The organism is Streptomyces sp. URMC 129, assembly GCF_051386415.1.
Classification (GTDB): Bacteria; Actinomycetota; Actinomycetes; order Streptomycetales; family Streptomycetaceae; genus Streptomyces.
In genome coordinates this window covers 48,569-64,122 of record NZ_JBPQTQ010000010.1, presented here as the reverse complement: position 1 = coordinate 64,122, position 15,554 = coordinate 48,569, and the positions used below count along the sequence as shown (strand labels likewise).

General features: G+C 69.0%; 13 protein-coding genes and 1 pseudogene. 9 read left to right on the top strand and 5 right to left on the bottom strand.

What is annotated here, in order from left to right; genetic code table 11:
* Positions 1-214: 214 nt before the first annotated feature.
* Positions 215-682: pseudogene (locus ACSNOC_RS03950) on the top strand (VOC family protein); the annotation flags it as partial.
* 246 nt (positions 683-928) lie between these two features.
* Here ACSNOC_RS03950 and ACSNOC_RS03945 read toward each other — a convergent pair.
* Complete coding sequence (locus tag ACSNOC_RS03945; protein WP_436745801.1) at positions 929-1,291, bottom strand: hypothetical protein; 363 nt, start codon at positions 1,289-1,291, stop codon at positions 929-931.
* Between the two features lie 72 nt (positions 1,292-1,363).
* Complete coding sequence (locus tag ACSNOC_RS03940) at positions 1,364-2,329, bottom strand: LysR family transcriptional regulator (RefSeq protein ID WP_436745800.1); 966 nt, start codon at positions 2,327-2,329, stop codon at positions 1,364-1,366.
* A gap of 249 nt (positions 2,330-2,578) precedes the next feature.
* Between ACSNOC_RS03940 and ACSNOC_RS03935 the strand changes: the two genes are divergently transcribed.
* Positions 2,579-2,890, top strand: coding sequence for a hypothetical protein (locus ACSNOC_RS03935; RefSeq protein ID WP_436745799.1), 312 nt, complete (start codon positions 2,579-2,581; stop codon positions 2,888-2,890).
* 338 nt (positions 2,891-3,228) lie between these two features.
* A complete protein-coding gene (locus ACSNOC_RS03930) occupies positions 3,229-4,095 on the top strand; it encodes an AfsR/SARP family transcriptional regulator (protein ID WP_436745798.1) in 867 nt (288 codons plus the stop codon).
* A 484-nt stretch (positions 4,096-4,579) separates the two neighbouring features.
* On the opposite strand, the gene ACSNOC_RS03925 is transcribed toward ACSNOC_RS03930, so the two are convergent.
* Positions 4,580-5,170 (bottom strand): ArsR/SmtB family transcription factor, encoded by a 591-nt coding sequence (locus tag ACSNOC_RS03925; RefSeq protein WP_436745797.1) that lies wholly within the window; start codon positions 5,168-5,170, stop codon positions 4,580-4,582.
* Positions 5,171-5,501: 331 nt separating this feature from the next.
* Here ACSNOC_RS03925 and ACSNOC_RS03920 point away from each other — a divergent pair, with 331 nt between their 5' ends.
* The 6 genes from ACSNOC_RS03920 to ACSNOC_RS03895 all read left to right on the top strand — a co-directional run bounded on the left by ACSNOC_RS03920 (position 5,502) and on the right by ACSNOC_RS03895 (position 12,879).
* Positions 5,502-6,788, top strand: coding sequence for an MFS transporter (locus ACSNOC_RS03920; protein WP_436745796.1), 1,287 nt, complete (start codon positions 5,502-5,504; stop codon positions 6,786-6,788).
* A 213-nt stretch (positions 6,789-7,001) separates the two neighbouring features.
* Complete coding sequence (locus ACSNOC_RS03915) at positions 7,002-8,345, top strand: NAD(P)/FAD-dependent oxidoreductase (RefSeq protein WP_436745795.1); 1,344 nt, start codon at positions 7,002-7,004, stop codon at positions 8,343-8,345.
* Positions 8,346-8,502: 157 nt separating this feature from the next.
* Positions 8,503-9,645 carry an acyl-CoA dehydrogenase family protein gene (locus ACSNOC_RS03910; RefSeq protein WP_436745794.1) on the top strand — a complete coding sequence of 381 codons (1,143 nt, stop codon included), beginning with the start codon at positions 8,503-8,505 and terminating at the stop codon, positions 9,643-9,645.
* Positions 9,642-11,129, top strand: a complete 1,488-nt coding sequence (locus ACSNOC_RS03905; protein ID WP_436745793.1) for an amino acid adenylation domain-containing protein — start codon at positions 9,642-9,644, stop codon at positions 11,127-11,129. Before ACSNOC_RS03910 ends, ACSNOC_RS03905 begins: the two co-directional genes overlap by 4 nt.
* The gene (locus tag ACSNOC_RS03900; RefSeq protein ID WP_436745792.1) at positions 11,126-11,386 is read left to right on the top strand and encodes an ACP domain-containing protein; all 261 of its coding nucleotides are present in this window, start codon (positions 11,126-11,128) and stop codon (positions 11,384-11,386) included. Before ACSNOC_RS03905 ends, ACSNOC_RS03900 begins: the two co-directional genes overlap by 4 nt.
* Positions 11,387-11,445: 59 nt before the next feature.
* Positions 11,446-12,879, top strand: a complete 1,434-nt coding sequence (locus ACSNOC_RS03895; RefSeq protein ID WP_436745791.1) for a serine hydrolase domain-containing protein — start codon at positions 11,446-11,448, stop codon at positions 12,877-12,879.
* 77 nt (positions 12,880-12,956) lie between these two features.
* Here ACSNOC_RS03895 and ACSNOC_RS03890 read toward each other — a convergent pair whose 3' ends face one another.
* On the bottom strand, positions 12,957-13,733 hold the full coding sequence (locus ACSNOC_RS03890) for an AfsR/SARP family transcriptional regulator (protein WP_436745790.1): 777 nt from the start codon (positions 13,731-13,733) through the stop codon (positions 12,957-12,959).
* 118 nt (positions 13,734-13,851) lie between these two features.
* Positions 13,852-15,504, bottom strand: a complete 1,653-nt coding sequence (locus ACSNOC_RS03885) for a gamma-glutamyltransferase family protein (protein WP_436745803.1) — start codon at positions 15,502-15,504, stop codon at positions 13,852-13,854.
* Positions 15,505-15,554 lie beyond the last annotated feature (50 nt).

Sequence of the window (15,554 nt, the reverse complement as noted above, 5' to 3'; positions counted from 1 at the left end):
CCGCGGCACCACCGCGCCCCCGCCACCGCCCCGCGACCAGGCGGCGGGGGCGGCGAGCTGACCCGGCTTCACCCGCGGTTCACCCCGCGCCGGTCTCGTGTGTGATCCAGGTCACATCCGCGTGGTGGGGGGCGGACGATGAGTCCCGCCCGGCAGGCCGGTCTACCTCCATGACAGCGGCGCCGGACTCCGGCCGGGTGGAAGGGAAGACAGCATGGGGCAGCAGAAGATCACGACGTTCCTGTGGTTCGACGACCAGGCGGAGGAGGCCGTCGAGCTGTACACGTCGGTCTTCGAGGACTCGCTGGTGGTCGACGTCCAGCGGTACGGCGAGGTCGGTCCCGGCCCGGCGGGGTCGGTCATGACCATCACCTTCGAGCTGGCGGGGCAGCGGTTCATCGCGCTCAACGGCGGGCCGGAGTTCCCCTTCACCGAGGCCATCTCGCTGTCCGTGGACTGCGCGGACCAGGCGGAGGTCGACCGGCTGTGGGAGAAGCTCACCGAGGGCGGTGGCGAGCACGGGCCGTGCGGCTGGCTGAAGGACCGGTTCGGCCTGTCGTGGCAGATCGTGCCCCGGGCGCTGCACGAGCTGATCGCCGATCCGGACCGGGCGAAGGCGAACCGGGTGATGGCGGCCATGCTCGGGATGAAGAAGATCGAGATCCAGGGCCTGCTGGACGCCGCCGCGGCGGGCGGCCCGTGGACTTCCGGACATCCTGGCCGGGGGAGTGGCCGAGACGCGCATCGCACCGCGGCGGAACGGTCCGCGATCCGCGCCGGATCTGGTCAAATGGCCCGATGGCGCGTACGGCGTGACCGCGCCGGTCCGGGGCTGGCCCGGCCGGTCCGGGGCCCGGCACACCCCTCCCGCCTCCCCGGCCTGCACCGGGGAGGTGGGAGGCTCGCGCCCCGGCCGTGTGCCCGGACCCTAGGAATCGAGAGGTTCGAGGAGCAGCATGGTGTGCTGCACCGACAGCCCCTCCACGAAGACGAGGGTGCAGGCCGCCACCCGCCCGCGGTACACGCGGCTGACGACGAGGTTGGCCCGGGGGGTGAACGGGTAGTCGTTGGCGGCGAACGTGTTGCCGCCGTTTCCGTAGGCGCGGGCGTGGACGTGGTTCATGTAGCGGATCCCGGTGTCGAGGTCCACGACCACCGGGTGCCGGAACGCCTCGCTCATGTCGAAGCCCTGGCGCCTCTCCTCCGGCCTGGTGTCGGCGTACTCGGTCACCTCGACCGTGTGACCTGTCGGCAGCGGTGCGGGATAGTTCAACGACAGCTTGACGGACATCCGTTCACGGTACGACGGGGAGTGCGAACGGGTGTGGCGGCCCCCGGACGGCGCCCCGCGCCGGACACGCGGTCAGGACGCGGTCGCGCGGGTCCGCCGCAGCGTGACGCGGGCCGCCTCGCGCAGGGCGGCGACGGTGGGATGCGTGCGCTTGTGCGGGAGCCAGGCCAGGGCCGAGGTGCAGGGTGAGAGGTCGGCCACGTCCACGTAGGCGACGCCGGGCCGGGGGAAGAGGCGGCGGGCGGCGGCGGGCAGGAAGCCCATGGCCTGGCCGCGCGAGACGGCGTGCAGCAGGGCCTCCAGATCCGTCACCACCGGCCCGAACCGCGCGGGAGTCCCGTCCGGGCGGGGGTCGACGGCCCAGTAGTCCCGCCAGACGCGTGGCGTCCGGGCGGGCAGGCCGACGACGGGGTGGTCCGCGAGCTGGGCCAGGACGATCGGCTCGCCGGTGGCCGCGAGGGGATCACTGGCGGGCAGGCACGCCAGGCGGGGCTCGCTCGCCAGGTGCAGGCTCTGGATGCCGGGCGGGAGCGGGGGCCGCAGGAACGCGGCGTCGACGTCACCGTTGGTCAGGGCCTGGATCTGGTCGGCGAAGTCCAGCAGCCGCATCTCGACGCTGACCCGGGGATGGCGGCCGTGCAGCGTGGCAAGGACGGCGTGGGTGTGGGGCATGGCCGACTCGGCGCCGATGAAGCCGATGACGAGGTGCCCGCGCAGCTCGCGGGCGTGGGTGTCGGCGTGGCGGCGCAGGCGGGCCATGGAGTCCACGATCGCCCGGGCCTCGGGGAGGAGGGCCAGGCCGGCCGGGGTGAGGGTGACCGTGCGGCTGGTGCGGTCGACCAGGGCCACGCCGAGCCGGGTCTCCAGGGCGCGGATCTGCTGGCTGAGGGCGGGCTGCGTCATGTACATCCGGGCGGCGGCACGGCCGAAGTGCAGTTCCTCGGCGAGCGCGAGGAACAGCCTCAACTGGTGGGGGCTGGGCTCGCGTCGGGTGTCCAGGTCCGCATGGCCCGACTTCGCCCCGGCGTCGTCGGTCATACGTTCCAGGTTATCGATCCGTTCGGGAAGGCTATGGTCTTCCGGCTTCCGGCCGTGTGGGGGATCGGTGCAGGATCGGCGCAGGGGAATGCACCGATGAGGCGCTGCACGGGGGAGGTGCTGCGGGGGATCCGTTTACCGACTCATTGCCGCGGCCCGGCGACGGCTCCGACGGCGCGGGCCTGATCGGCACTCCGGACAGCCCGGTCCCACGCGCGTCGGCGCGGACCGCCAGAAAGGAAACGTCTCATGCTTGCCCGGTATCCGACCATGCCCGGGGGCCTTTTGGGCGCGCTCACCCTGGCCCCCGGGCTGACCGTCGCCGCGGGGACGCCCGCCGGGGCGGGCGTGGGCTCGGACCACCTGGACAAGGGGGGCGGCGCGTTCGTCGAGTACCAGCACGACGGGAAACTGGTCATCTGCACGGCGACTACCGCCCGGTGTGGTTCAAGCGGCAGGGCGGGCACGGTCGGGACGCGCACCGATATCAACTACCACGGACAGGTGTGGGTCGGCGACACCGCTCTGGACGTCGAACCGCACATGAACGCCCGCGAATGACGCCCTTGGTGGCCGATTTTCCGGTCGCTTCCTGAACGCAACGGCCTCTCCCTGGCCGTTGCTACGGAGCTCCGCCCGCCTCCCGTGGGCGGAGACCCGGCCCATCCGGGTCGTGTCCCGAGGTCAGTTCCCCGAGTGCATAGCCCATTGGCCTTGCCCGGCTGCCCGGACGGGGGCGGCCCCGAGGCATGGGGCCCTCACGCGCCGGCTCTGCCCGCGAGTACTCCGTACCTGGGCTGCGACGCGCGTTGACGTTTGCCAGGCACTGTTCGGTGCCCGCATCCTCCGGGCAACCGGAGCAACCCGCCAGCTATCCACAGCCCGGAGGACGCATCGCTATGACGGACATCGGTCGTACGCCCGCACACTTACGTTTCCGCGTGCTCGGTCCCGTCGGAGCCCTTGTCGGCGGGGAAGAAGTGGAATTCCAGTCCCCCCGGCAGCGGGCCGTCCTGGCGGCCCTCCTTCTCCATGCCCCCAACGTTGTCAGCGTCGACTACCTCATCGAGTCGATCTGGGATGACGCCCCGTCGACAGCACGCAAACAGGTCCAGGCGTGCATCTCCATACTTCGGCGCACTTTCGCCGGGCTCGGCCACAATGCCCTGATTGAGACCCGCGCCACTGGCTACTCGCTGAAGATCGAGGACCGTTCGCTCGACTTCGAGATTTTCAAATCGCTGCGGGACAGCGCTCACACCGCTCGGATGCATGAGCGACACGACGAGGCGGTATCGGCATACCTGCAGGCGCTTCAAGTCTGGCAGGGGCCGGCGCTGTACGGCCTGACCAGCAGGTACATGCAGGCGCGGGCAACCTGGCTGAACGAGGAGCGTTGGTGCGCCTACGAGGAATACATCGAGCTGCAGCTGGTTGCGGGGCATCACCGCGAAGTCATCGGTGAGCTGGAAATGGCACTCTTCGACAATCCGACTCGCGAGAGGCTGTGCGGCTATTTGATGCTGGCATTGTACCGGTCGGGACGTCGCGCTGACGCCTTGGAGGCATACACGTCCTCACGGCGGATTCTCGTCGATACGCTAGGAATCGAGCCGGCACCCGACTTGCAGCGTCTTCAGGCTGCAATCCTTGCAGACGATCCTGGAGTTGCAGCAACGATCGCAGCACCCCCCAATGTGTTGAGCCTGTCCTTCGACCCCATTGAAAGAGATCGGCGCACCGGACATCCGCAGCGGCACGGGTGACGAGTGCCTGCGAGGGGTGAATCGTGGGTCTGGCACCACTTCCCGCTCATCACCCGCAGCCGCAGACCCTCCTGCGCAGCGGGCGACAGACGCCGCATAATGCCCGCCCTTGATCACGCCCGATCCCGGCAGAGATCGATATTGAGTCGAAACTGATGGGCTGCCTGCTCGTTAATTGAACGGCTGGTGCCGGACGTGCGCTGTGGAGACCTTCCAGGATGTGGCCACTGGACCTGCGGTACGCACTCAGGGCGGGGCCGCAGGCGGTGCGATGACCGCGCGGTGCTCGCAGCAATCATCTTTGTCACCACCTCCAGCTGCACCGTCGGCAGTTGCCGACGGTCTTCGGGGGTCTTCCGGCAGACAGTGCACCGACGCTCTACGGACTGCCTCCGCTCGGGCGTGGCCAAGCTGCACCGCGTGGTGCTGGATCGGCTCGGCGTCAACCGTGAGCCGGATCAGTCACGTTGCGCGATCGACTCGCTCACTCCGGTGGCTCTGCCGGGTGCGGGAAGGCATGCAGGTGCACGCGGACGGGCTGAGTCCCGTCCGTCCCCTTCACGGCGGCACGGTATTCCGCGATCACCGCGTGAAGCCGTTCGACCAGCTCTCGCGCCTGACGTACCGTGAGGTGCAGTGTGAAGTCGCTCAGGTCGGACGCCTCACGCCACGACGCGGGCCATTCGTGGAACGAGCCGAGGAAGCTGGCCTGCTCCAGAGCGTGGTAAGCGGCGACCTCCTGCTGGTACAGGTGGAGCGCGCCGCGCACCTGCGGGTCGGCGTGGTCCAGTACCCCGCTGGTGGCGTCCACCAGGGTGCTGTCGTACGCGGACCGCCACCACCGTTCGCGCCCCGTTCCCCGGTCGGGGTCGTCCTCAACGAAACCGAACGCGGCGAGCTGGCGCAGATGGTAGCTCGTAGCCCCGCTCGACTCACCTAGTCGTTCCGCGAGTTGGGAGGCCGTCGCCGGGCCGTGTTCGCGCAGCGAACTCAGCAGTCGCATGCGCAGCGGGTGGGCGATGCCCAGCAGGGACTGCGCGTTGAGCCGTTGGACCCGAGGGCCGTGACGGGACATGCGCCGACACTACAAGGACACCGGCCCCGGCGCCAAGCGCAGGCACTCGGGACGGCGACCCGCTGCCGGGCGGCTCCGGTCCGGGGTCGAGTTCCCCGGCGGACCGCTGGACGCGGACGCTGAGGCAACGGCACAGGACGACGCAAAGATTCTATGCAAAGGAGTTTTGTAAGTTGTATCGTCGTGCGACGAACTGAGTTCCAGAACACGTCAGTTGACTCTCTGTTGGGTATGGGGCGGGGCCTCGGTCCCGCGCACCACCACCACGCCCCCCCCACGGCCAGCTCCGATCCGGACGCCGGCCGATCCAGGACATCAAGGAGGCACCAAGGTGCGGAACTCCACTGGACCAGCCCACCGTGACCCCAACGTCTTTCGCTGGCTACTCGCGTACGCCTTCTCCTGCGTCGCCAACAGCGCGTACTTCCTGGCACTCGGCTGGACCGCGAACGAGATCGCCGGTCCTGCCCAGGTCGGATGGGTGGTTGCCGCCGGCGCGGCGCCGCGGGTCCTGCTCATGCTGGTGGGCGGGGCGATCGCTGACCGCTTCGGGCCCCGGCTCGTGGTCATCGTCAGCGACGCCGTCCGCTGCGCGGTGATCCTGACCTTCGCGGCAGGGCTGGTCCTCACATCGCCGACGCTGTGGCTGCTGTTCACTGTCGCGATCCTGTTCGGGGTCGTGGACGCGTTCTTCATGCCATCGGTGGGCGCGCTCCCTGCCCTGATCACCCGCCAGGACCAGCTGGTCCGCCTCCAGGGCATGCGCAGCTTCACCCTGCGACTGGGCAGTGTCACGGGTCCCCCCTTCGCCGGTCTGGCAATGGGTCTCGGCGGACCTGCGGCGGTCTTCGGCGCGGTAGGTATGCTGCTGGCCCTCTCCCTCCTCCTGTTGATGCTCGTCCGCACCCTGCCTGTTCACGGTGGCGACGAGGAGAGCGAGTACCCGCGCGGCGAGCTGTGGCGGGACCTCATGGACGGCTTCGCCTACGCCCGTTCCCGGCGTCTCGTCGGTGCGGTGCTGGTGTCGATCGCACTGGTGGAGATCGCCACCGTCGGTCCCCTCAACGTCGGCTTCCTCTTCCTGGCCGACGACCGGGACTGGGGCGCGTCCGGCGCTGGCTGGATCATCGCCGCGTTCGGGGCGGGGGCGGGTGCGAGCGGCCTCTTGCTCACCTGGTGGGCGAACCTGCCCCGGCCGGGCGTGGTGTACTGCGGCACGATGATCGCGGGTTCTCTGGGGATCGGCTGCTTTGCCTGGGCCGGCACGCTGCCCGTGGCTGTGCTGGCCAGCACAGCCACGGGAGGTCTGCTGGGGCTGAACGGCGCCCTGGCCCTGGCGTTCGTGCAGACCGCGACTGAGCCGGCCATGCTGGGGCGGATCATGTCTCTCGGCACCCTGGTGGGCTTCGGTCTCGCGCCCTTCACCATCCCCGTGTTCGGAACCACGGCGGCCACGATCGGTACTACCTCGGTGTTCCTCATCTGCTCCGCGCTCGGCCTGGTGGGATCAGGCATCGTGCTGACGTCCTCGGCCATCCGACGCGCGAAGTTGGCCCCGCCGTGCGGCGACGACACGCGGGGCGACACCGCGACCTGCGGCGCGGCGCCGCCGCCGTGAGCGCGGCGCCGCCGCGCACGAACCCGCCCGTGGGAAGTGCGCCACCGCGTTGGTCCGGTGACACCCCATCACATGTCGGCCCGGACTGCCCCGAGCGCCTGCTGGACCCGCCCGGCTCTGGCCTTGGCGGACTCTTAGCTCGGTGTTAGCGCCCTGCGTCAGGCTTTCCTCCGGTCCGGGACCTCCAGTCGTGCAACGCAAAAGGGGGAGTACATGGAAGCTGACTTCGATGTCGCGGTGATCGGTGGCGGACCGGCGGGGTCGACCACTGCGTCCTACCTGGCATCCGCCGGCCTGCGCGTGGCGGTCTTCGAGAGCGAGTTCTTCCCGCGACCACACGTCGGCGAATCGCTGGTGCCCGCCACCACTCCGGTACTGACCGAGATCGGTGTCATCGATGACATCGACGCCGCAGGGTTCCCCAAGAAGTACGGCGCGGCTTGGACCTCAGCCGAGACCCGGGACCTCCCGAGGAACGGATTCACCGGCCTGGACCACACCTGGGCCGCAGACATCATGTTCATGGAACTGGATCAACCAGAGGTCGACCGAGAGTACACCTACCACGTCGACCGGGCCAAGTTCGACCTCATTCTCCTCAAGCACGCCGAGAGCCTGGGTGCCGACGTCTTCTCCGGAGCCCGGGTCCTCAGCGCGGATTTCGACTCCGATCCCGAACTGGTCACGCTGCGCTGCCGACTGGGCCCGCGCAGCGTCGACTTCACCACCCGGATGGTCGTCGATGCCTCCGGGCGGCACACGGTCATCGGCCGTCAACTCAAGCTCAAGGTCCAGGACCCGGTCTTCAACCAGTATGCAATTCACACCTGGTTCGAGGGACTCGACCGCACGAAGATGGCGGTCAACCCGGGGACCGAGGACTACATCCACATCCACTTCCTGCCCATTGAGGACTCCTGGGTCTGGCAGATCCCGATCAGTGACACGATCACCAGCGTGGGCGTGGTCACCCAGAAGGAACGGTTCGCGGCGGCCAAGGACGACCGGGAGAAGTTCTTCTGGGACTTCGTCTCCAGCCGCCCGGACCTGCGCAACGGTCTCCGGGAGGCGAAGCGCCTGCGGGAGTTCAAACCCGAGGGCGATTACAGCTACGCCATGAAGCAGATCTGCGGTGACCGCTTCGTCATGGTGGGGGACGCCGCCCGTTTCGTGGATCCGATCTTCTCCAGCGGTGTGAGCGTCGCGCTGAACAGCGCGCGCCTGGCGGCCAAGGACATCATCGCCGCCAGCAAAGCCGGGGACTTCTCCCACCCCCGGTTCGCCGCGTTCGAAACGAAGCTGCGGCGGGCAGTCCGCAACTGGTACGAGTTCATCTCCATCTATTACCGGCTGAACGTGCTCTTCACGGCGTTCGTGCAGGACCCGCGCTACCGGCTCGACGTCCTCAAGATGCTCCAGGGCGACTTCTACGACGAGGACGAGCCAAAGGCACTGACCGAGATGCGGGAGATCCTGCGGGAGGTGGAGTCCAACCCGGACCATCTGTGGCACCCGTATCTGGGCACCATCCGACCCATGAACGCCCCGTCGTTCTGAACCCCGTGCACGGCAGCGCCCGGGCGGTCAGGTGACCGACCCGGCCACCGGGGCCCGCCGGCGCGCATCAGGCGCATCCGCGACGCGCCAGCGGCGGGAACCCGTACGGCGGGGCCTCCGCCGACACCACAACGAGCCGGAAGGAGCGGTGACGCCCATGGACTTCGACCTTACCGTCGCCCAGAGAAAGCGCCGGGAGGCGATCGCCGAGGGCGTGCGGACGCTTTCCCCCGGGCGGCTTCGGACCGGGCCCGGGGACCACTTCGACCGCGCCGACTGGGCCAAGACGGCCGAGCTGGGCCTGACCGGCCTGTGCCTGCCGGTCAGCCATGGCGGCGGCGGTCTGGGGGCACTGGACACGGCACTGTGCCTGGAGGCGTTCGGCGAGCATTGTCCGGACACCGGGCTCGCCTTCGGAGTCGCGGCGCACCTGCTGGCCTGCGGTGTGCCAGTCGCGGCCTTCGCCGTCCCGGAGACTCGGGACCAGCTCCTGCCCCGCCTGGCCGACGGCACGATGATCGCGGCGAACGCCATGACCGAGGCCGCTGCCGGGTCGGACGTGGGTCGGCTGGACACGACGGCGGTGGTGGACGGCGACGCGTACGTACTGGACGGCGTGAAGACCTTCGCCAGCAACGCCCCGCTGTCCGATGTCCTGGTCAGCTACGCGACGACGGACAGGCGGGCGGGCTTTCTCGGTATCAGCGCCTTCGCCGTGCCCCGCGAGCTGCCCGGGATCACGGTGGGCGACTCACTTCCCAAGATGGGGCTGTGGGGATGCCCGGCGGGTGAGGTGCGGTTCGATGCGTGCTCGGTCCCGGCGCGGTACCGCCTGGGCCAGGAGGGGCAGGGCAGCGCCGTGTTCCAGCACTCCATGAGATGGGAGCGTGCCTGCCTGTCCGCGCTCTATCTCGGCCTGCTGGAAAGGCAGTTGCAGCAGTGCACGGAACACGCCGGCGTCCGGCGCCAGTTCGGCAGGGAGATAGGCAAGTACCAGGCGGTCTCGCACCGCGTCGCGCGCATGCGCCTGCGGCTGGAGGGCGCCAGACTGCTGCTCTACCGCGCCTGTTGGCTCCTGGACCGTGAACGGCACGATGACACCTCCATCGCCCTGTCCAAGACGGCCGTGTCCGAAGCAGCGGTGGCCAACTCTCTGGATGCCGTACAGATCTTCGGTGCAGCGGGCTACTTGTCCGGCAGTGGCATAGAGGCGCAGCTGCGCGACAGCATCCCGGCAACCATCTTCTCCGGAACCACCGAGATCCAGAGCGAGCTGATCGCCCGGGAGGCCGGGCTGTGAGCCTGCACCAACTGGTACAGGAAGCGGCGGCCCGCCATCCCGAGCGGGTCGCGGTCAGCGGCCCGGACGCCACGGTGACCTACCGCGAGCTGAGCCGCCGGGCCGACGCGCTCGCCGCACGCCTGGCCGCCCAACACGTCGGCGTCGGAGACCGGGTCGTGGTGTGGGCGAGCAAGTCCGCCGAGTGTGTGGCGGCGATGCAGGCCGTCCTCCGTCTTGGCGCCGTCTATGTACCCGTCGACGGCAGCACCCCCCCGGCCCGGGTGGCCGCGCTCCTGCGCGACTGCTTCCCGGCGGCCATGTGCAGCGATCCCGAGAACGCACCCCGCCTGGCCCCCGCCGAGCACGGGTGTCCCCACCACCTCGTGCTCGGGGGCGACTTCGTTGCCCCGGCGGATCCCTTTGACCACCCGAGCGCGGCGGAGGACCTCGCCTATATCCTCTACACGTCGGGATCAACGGGGCGCCCCAAAGGGGTGCGGATCACCCACGGCAACGCCCGGGCCTTTGTGGACTGGTGGGTCACGGAGCTGGACGCGCAACCGGAGGACCGGTTCGCCAACCACGCGCCCTTCGGATTCGACCTCTCGGTCCTTGACCTCTACGGCGCCTTCGCCGCCGGAGCCTCGGTGCACCTGGTGCCCACGGAACTCAGCTACGCCCCGGAGCACCTGACCCGCTTCCTGCACGAACGCGGGATCAGCATCTGGTACTCGGTGCCCTCCGCCCTGTCGCTGATGATCCGCGAAGGCGGTCTGCTGGACGACGATGCTCCGCCTGCCCTGCGTGCGGTGCTGTTCGCCGGCGAGCCCTTTCCCATCCCCATGGTGCGCGAGCTGGCTGCATGGACCGGGGCGCGCCTGCTCAACCTGTACGGACCGACCGAGACCAATGTGTGCACCTTTCACGAGGTGACCACCGCCACGCTCGCACAGGACCGGCCCCCGCCGATCGGGAAGGCCAGCTCCGGCAACACTGTCTGGGCCGTGACCGAAAACGGCCGGGTGGCCGGACCGGGCGAGGAGGGCGAACTCCTGGTCGCAGGGCCGACGGTGATGCCGGGCTACTGGGGCCGGCCCCCTCTCTCCGGCCCGCATCGCACCGGCGACATCGTGCGCGTGCTTCCGGACGGCTCCTTCGACTACCTCGGTCGACAGGACGGCTTGGTGAAGCTGCGCGGTCACCGGGTGGAGCTGGGCGAGGTGGAGGCCACCATCGCCGACCACCCGGAGGTATCGGAGGTCGCCGCCGTCGTGGCTGGAGAAGGGCTCTCCCGCCACCTCGACGTCTTCGTGGTGGCCAGGAGCGGGGCCGCACCGGGAGTGCTGTCCCTCAAGCGGCACGTCGCGGAACGGCTGCCCCGGTACATGATCCCGGACGTCGTCCACCACGTCACCGCACTTCCGCGCACCGTCAACGGGAAGATCGACCGCGCGGCCCTTGCGGCCAGGGCGGACACCACTGCCAAGGAGAGACTCCGATGACCGCCACACATCTGTCCGAACAGGCCGTCAAGGACAAACTCGTCGAGTTCATACGGGAGACGTTCCTCTCCGGAGATCCCGACCGCGAACTGGACGAGGACACGCCGCTCCTGGAATACGGCGTGCTCGACTCGATGCGGATCGTCGTGCTGCTCAGGTTCATCAGCAGAGAGATGTCCACCGACATCCCCATGACGCAGATCAGCGGCGCCAACTTCCTCAACATACGCAGGATTGCCACGCTCATCGTGAACTGACCTGCCCGGAATGACCACAGCCGTCGGCGCACCACACCAGGCCACAGGAAGGAAACACCATGACCATGACGCCGGAGCACGCCACACCGCACGCGGCCCAGGTACGCGGCGACCCGGACCTGGCGGACCTGTTGCGGACGACGGCAGTGCGACACGGTGTACCCGGCGCGGTGATTGCCATGTCGCACGACGGGCAGCGCCGGACTGCCGCGTTCGGGCTCGCCAACCAGCGCACCCGGCTGGAGATGACGCCGGACACCCTGGTGGGCGTCGGGTCCTTCGCGAAGGTGTGGACCGCCGCCCTCACCCTGCGGTTGGTGGAGAAGGGCGTGCTCTCCCCGGACGATCCGGTGCGCCGACACCTTCCCGGCTTCACCCTCGCAGACCCGGAGGCGTCCGATCGCCTGACGATCCGCCACCTGCTGAACCACAGCGGGGGGTTCCACGGCGAGAGCATGTCCGACTTCGGCCCGGGTGACGACGCGCTGGGCCGCTACGTGGACTCACTCTCCCACGTCCCGCAGCTTCACCCCCCCGGGGAGGTCTTCTCGTACTGCAACGCGGGTTTCAACCTGCTCGGTCACGTGCTTGCGACTCTGGACGGCACGACGTGGGAACAACAGGTACGGGACCACGTCACGCTGCCGCTGAAACTCGACGGCGTCGCCGTGACGAGTGACGAGGCGGTGTTCTTCCGCAACAGCGTCGGACACACCGTGGTGGCGGACGAAACCCATGTCGTGGTCCCGGTCCAGCAGCCATCGCGCTCGTGCTCACCGACCGGAGCCAAAATCCGGATGTCCTGCCAGGCCGTGCTGTCCTTCTGCGCGGCCTATCTGCGGCCCGACCCCGGTGACGCCGCCTCTCGCTTCCTCAGCGCGGAGTCACGGGCGGCGATGACCCGCCCCGAGGTGGCGGTGCCGGGGTCCACGATGGCAGACCACTGGAGTCTCGGCTGGGCACTGTGGGACTGCGGCAGCACCCGCGCGTTCGGCCACGACGGAGAGTACAGCGGGCAATCCCTCTTCGTGCGCAACCTGCCCGACCACGGCCTGTCAGTGGTGCTCGCGGTCAATGGCGGCCGGGACCGCGCGATGTACGAGGATACCGTGCCCGGGCTGGTCGAGGAGGTGTGCGGCGTACGGATGCCTCGTGCCCCGGAACCGCCGGAACCGCCCGCGCGGTTGCCGGCCACGAAGGCACGGCGCTACGCCGGGACCTACCGGGGCCCGCACGGTACCTTCAGGGTTTCCCCGGCGCCCGAGCGCCTCGGTCTCGACATCCGCGTCACGAGCCCGCGGGAGGCCCGGCGGCCCCCGGGTGCGGCACGGCCGGAGCGGTATGTGTGGCTCCGGGAGGACACCTTCGTGGCCGAGGGCAAGGGGCACGGCCCCTATCGCACGCTGAGCTTCGTCGGAGATGCGGGCGAGCCCGCCCGCTACCTGCACAACAGCCGAGCCCATGCCCGCCAGGATGACGACCCGGCCGGGTGAGGCTTGCCGACCGCCGCGCCCGGGTCGGTGCATACCGGGCCGGGCAGCCAGTAGCCCTGGTGCGGGGGCATGGGCCCTCAGGACGTGAGGGCGGCAGAGGGGCTCAGGCGATGATCACCGTGCAAAATGGCTTGCTGTAGCTCTCTGAGTGCCCGCCCCGGTTCCACGCCCAATTCCTCCCTGAGTGTGGTGCGCGCCACGTGATATGCCTTCAGCGCGTCCGCCTGGCGCTCCGAGCGGTACAGCGCGATCATCAGCTGGCGGTGGAACGCCTCGCACAACGGGTGCTCGGAGGTGAGCGAGTAGAGCCTGCCGACGAGTTCCCGGTGCAGACCCAGCCCCAGCTGGGCATCGGCCATCAGCTCCAGGCCTTCCAGGCGAGCCTCGGCCATCCTGGTGATGAAACCGCTGGTGATCGGCCCGCTGCCGTGGCCACCGAGTGCCGGGCCGCGCCACAGGCCGAGCGCCTTGTCGAGACATTGCGCCGCGGCTGCGAATCTGCTGTCCCTCACGTGCCCGCGACCCCGTTCGACGAGCTGCAGGAACTCGGCGAAGTCCACCTCATCGTCCCCCACTCGCAAGGTGTACCCGGACGGACTGGTGGCCACCGGGCTCTCGGGCCGATCCTGCGACAGGAGGAACTTCCGCAGCCGGGAGATGTACACATGGAGGCCGGCGGACGCGCGGCCGGGCGGGCGGACTCCCCAGATCTCCATCGTGAGCTGCTCCGGGGTGACGATCTCGGGTGAACGGATGAGAAGCGTGGCGAGAACCGTCTCGAACTTCTTGCCGGCGGCCGTCCTGCACGATTCTCTGTCAACGACCCGAAGGGTCCCCAGTATTTCGTATCGCACGATGCGGGCTCCTTGATGAGAACACAGATAAATAGGGTTCCTCGACCGCCGTTGCGCTCGACGAGGGTAGAGGCGTAGTCGTCCGTCCGAGGATAAGCGGACGCCGGCCTTGACGGCGTCATATTTCTTCGGCAGGGAAAGTCGCACACGATTTGGTTGATTCAGTCCGATCGGTATCTCCACCGGAGATCCTGCGATCCGGAGCCTGGTCGTCACGCGACTCGCGCCCAGGGCGCGGGAGTAAGGTCATCGCGGTCCCGTCGGAGCGCGGGTCCGCGGCGGCGGAAAAGCCGTCGGGCCGACGCCGCACAATCTGGCCGTGCCCCACCGCGTCGTCGTTGCGCCGTACAACTCGAAAGCCCGCACTGCCAAGGGCGTCCACCGCGTCCGCGGGAACCTCTTGCTCGGCGACAATCATCCCGGTCAGGCATCCTGGGGCCCGTCCGGTGACGGCCCACCGCGGGCGGTCAAGGACATCGGCCGCGCCCATCCCAGCTTTGAGGTGCGCGGCGAACTGTGCGTGAATCTGGGGCTGTGCGGGCCCGCCCATGGTTCCGTGGGCGCCCGCGATATCGCCGTCACGGCGAGTGATGACCGGCAGGAGCGTATGCGCCGGACGTTTTCCTCCTCGCAGGTAATTGGGTGATGTCGGATCGAGGGAAAAGGCGGATCCGCGATTGTGCGCAATAATTCCCGTCACAGGATCGAGCAGCCCCGAACCGAAGCTCTGGAAAAGACTCTGTATCAGAGAGACGGCATATCCTTCGCCGTCCGCCGAGACCACTGCCGCAGTGTCCCCGGTGGAGCGGGGAGCCGAAGCGATACGCGGCCCAAGTTGCGAAGCGTCACGGAGAAGTTCCGCGATGCGCTCGTCGCTCAGTAGGTACTCGATGTCAACGGGGGCGTCACGGGGGTCCGCAAGGTAGGTAGCACGATCATCCGCAGTCGCCTGGAACACGCGTGCACACATTTTCGCGGCGGAGCCGAGGGGGTCGAGGTCCGCAGCGAGGACGTCAAACGCACCAAGGATTTGCAACAAGTGCACCCCCTGGGAATTCGGGGGAGCGGTGAGGTACTCCTCCCCACCGAAGACCCTCCCGATCGGCGCCGTGATCTCTGTCTCGTGCCGAGTCAGATCCCCGGTGCTCAACGCAGCGCCGTGCCCGCGCAGGAAGGCGACGAAAGCCGTTCCGACATCACCGCTGTACAGGGAGGAGGCATGTGTCTCCGCGACGGAGGCAAGCGTTCGTGCGAGCGCCGGCTGCGCCAGAACGGAGTTGACTGGCAGTGGCACCCCGTCGGGATAGAACACCGCCCGCATGCCGGGATCCAGCCCGAGGACTTCCTGTCCGTGGGAGAGCGCACGAGCCAAACCCGGCGACACGGGAACCCCCTCTGTGGCACACGCGACCGCGAAGTCGAACAGGCGCGGGAAGGGGAGACGGCCCGCGAGCCGGGACAAGGTGGCCCAGCCAGCGGCAGCTCCCGGTACCGTCACCGTGTCCGGCCCTCTGGTTGGCATGGCCCCCACGGTTGCCCAATCGCCGGGGACGACCGCCGCGGGCGCCGCTCCAGTGGCGTTGACCGTCAGAACCCGCCCGTCGGGTACAGCCACGAGTGCCATCAAGTCACCGCCGACGCCACACTGATGGGGATAGACGACCGACAGAGTGATCGCGGCGGCCACCGCGGCGTCCACCGCGTTTCCCCCTTGCTCCACGACACTTCTCCCTGCGTGTGTGGCCAGTTGATGAGGGCTTGCCAGCCCCATGCCGGGTCGCCCAAGAGGGCACTGCGCCGAGCTCATCAGGAGACCATCCC

Coding starts and splice junctions, on each gene's coding strand:
- ACSNOC_RS03945 (WP_436745801.1), bottom strand. CDS start 1,291: ATGTCCGTCAAGCTGTCGTTGAACTATCCCGCACCGCTGCCGACAGGT.
- ACSNOC_RS03940 (WP_436745800.1), bottom strand. CDS start 2,329: ATGACCGACGACGCCGGGGCGAAGTCGGGCCATGCGGACCTGGACACC.
- ACSNOC_RS03900 (WP_436745792.1), top strand. CDS start 11,126: ATGACCGCCACACATCTGTCCGAACAGGCCGTCAAGGACAAACTCGTC.
- ACSNOC_RS03925 (WP_436745797.1), bottom strand. CDS start 5,170: ATGTCCCGTCACGGCCCTCGGGTCCAACGGCTCAACGCGCAGTCCCTG.
- ACSNOC_RS03935 (WP_436745799.1), top strand. CDS start 2,579: ATGCTTGCCCGGTATCCGACCATGCCCGGGGGCCTTTTGGGCGCGCTC.
- ACSNOC_RS03930 (WP_436745798.1), top strand. CDS start 3,229: ATGACGGACATCGGTCGTACGCCCGCACACTTACGTTTCCGCGTGCTC.
- ACSNOC_RS03915 (WP_436745795.1), top strand. CDS start 7,002: ATGGAAGCTGACTTCGATGTCGCGGTGATCGGTGGCGGACCGGCGGGG.
- ACSNOC_RS03910 (WP_436745794.1), top strand. CDS start 8,503: ATGGACTTCGACCTTACCGTCGCCCAGAGAAAGCGCCGGGAGGCGATC.
- ACSNOC_RS03895 (WP_436745791.1), top strand. CDS start 11,446: ATGACCATGACGCCGGAGCACGCCACACCGCACGCGGCCCAGGTACGC.
- ACSNOC_RS03885 (WP_436745803.1), bottom strand. CDS start 15,504: ATGGGGCTGGCAAGCCCTCATCAACTGGCCACACACGCAGGGAGAAGT.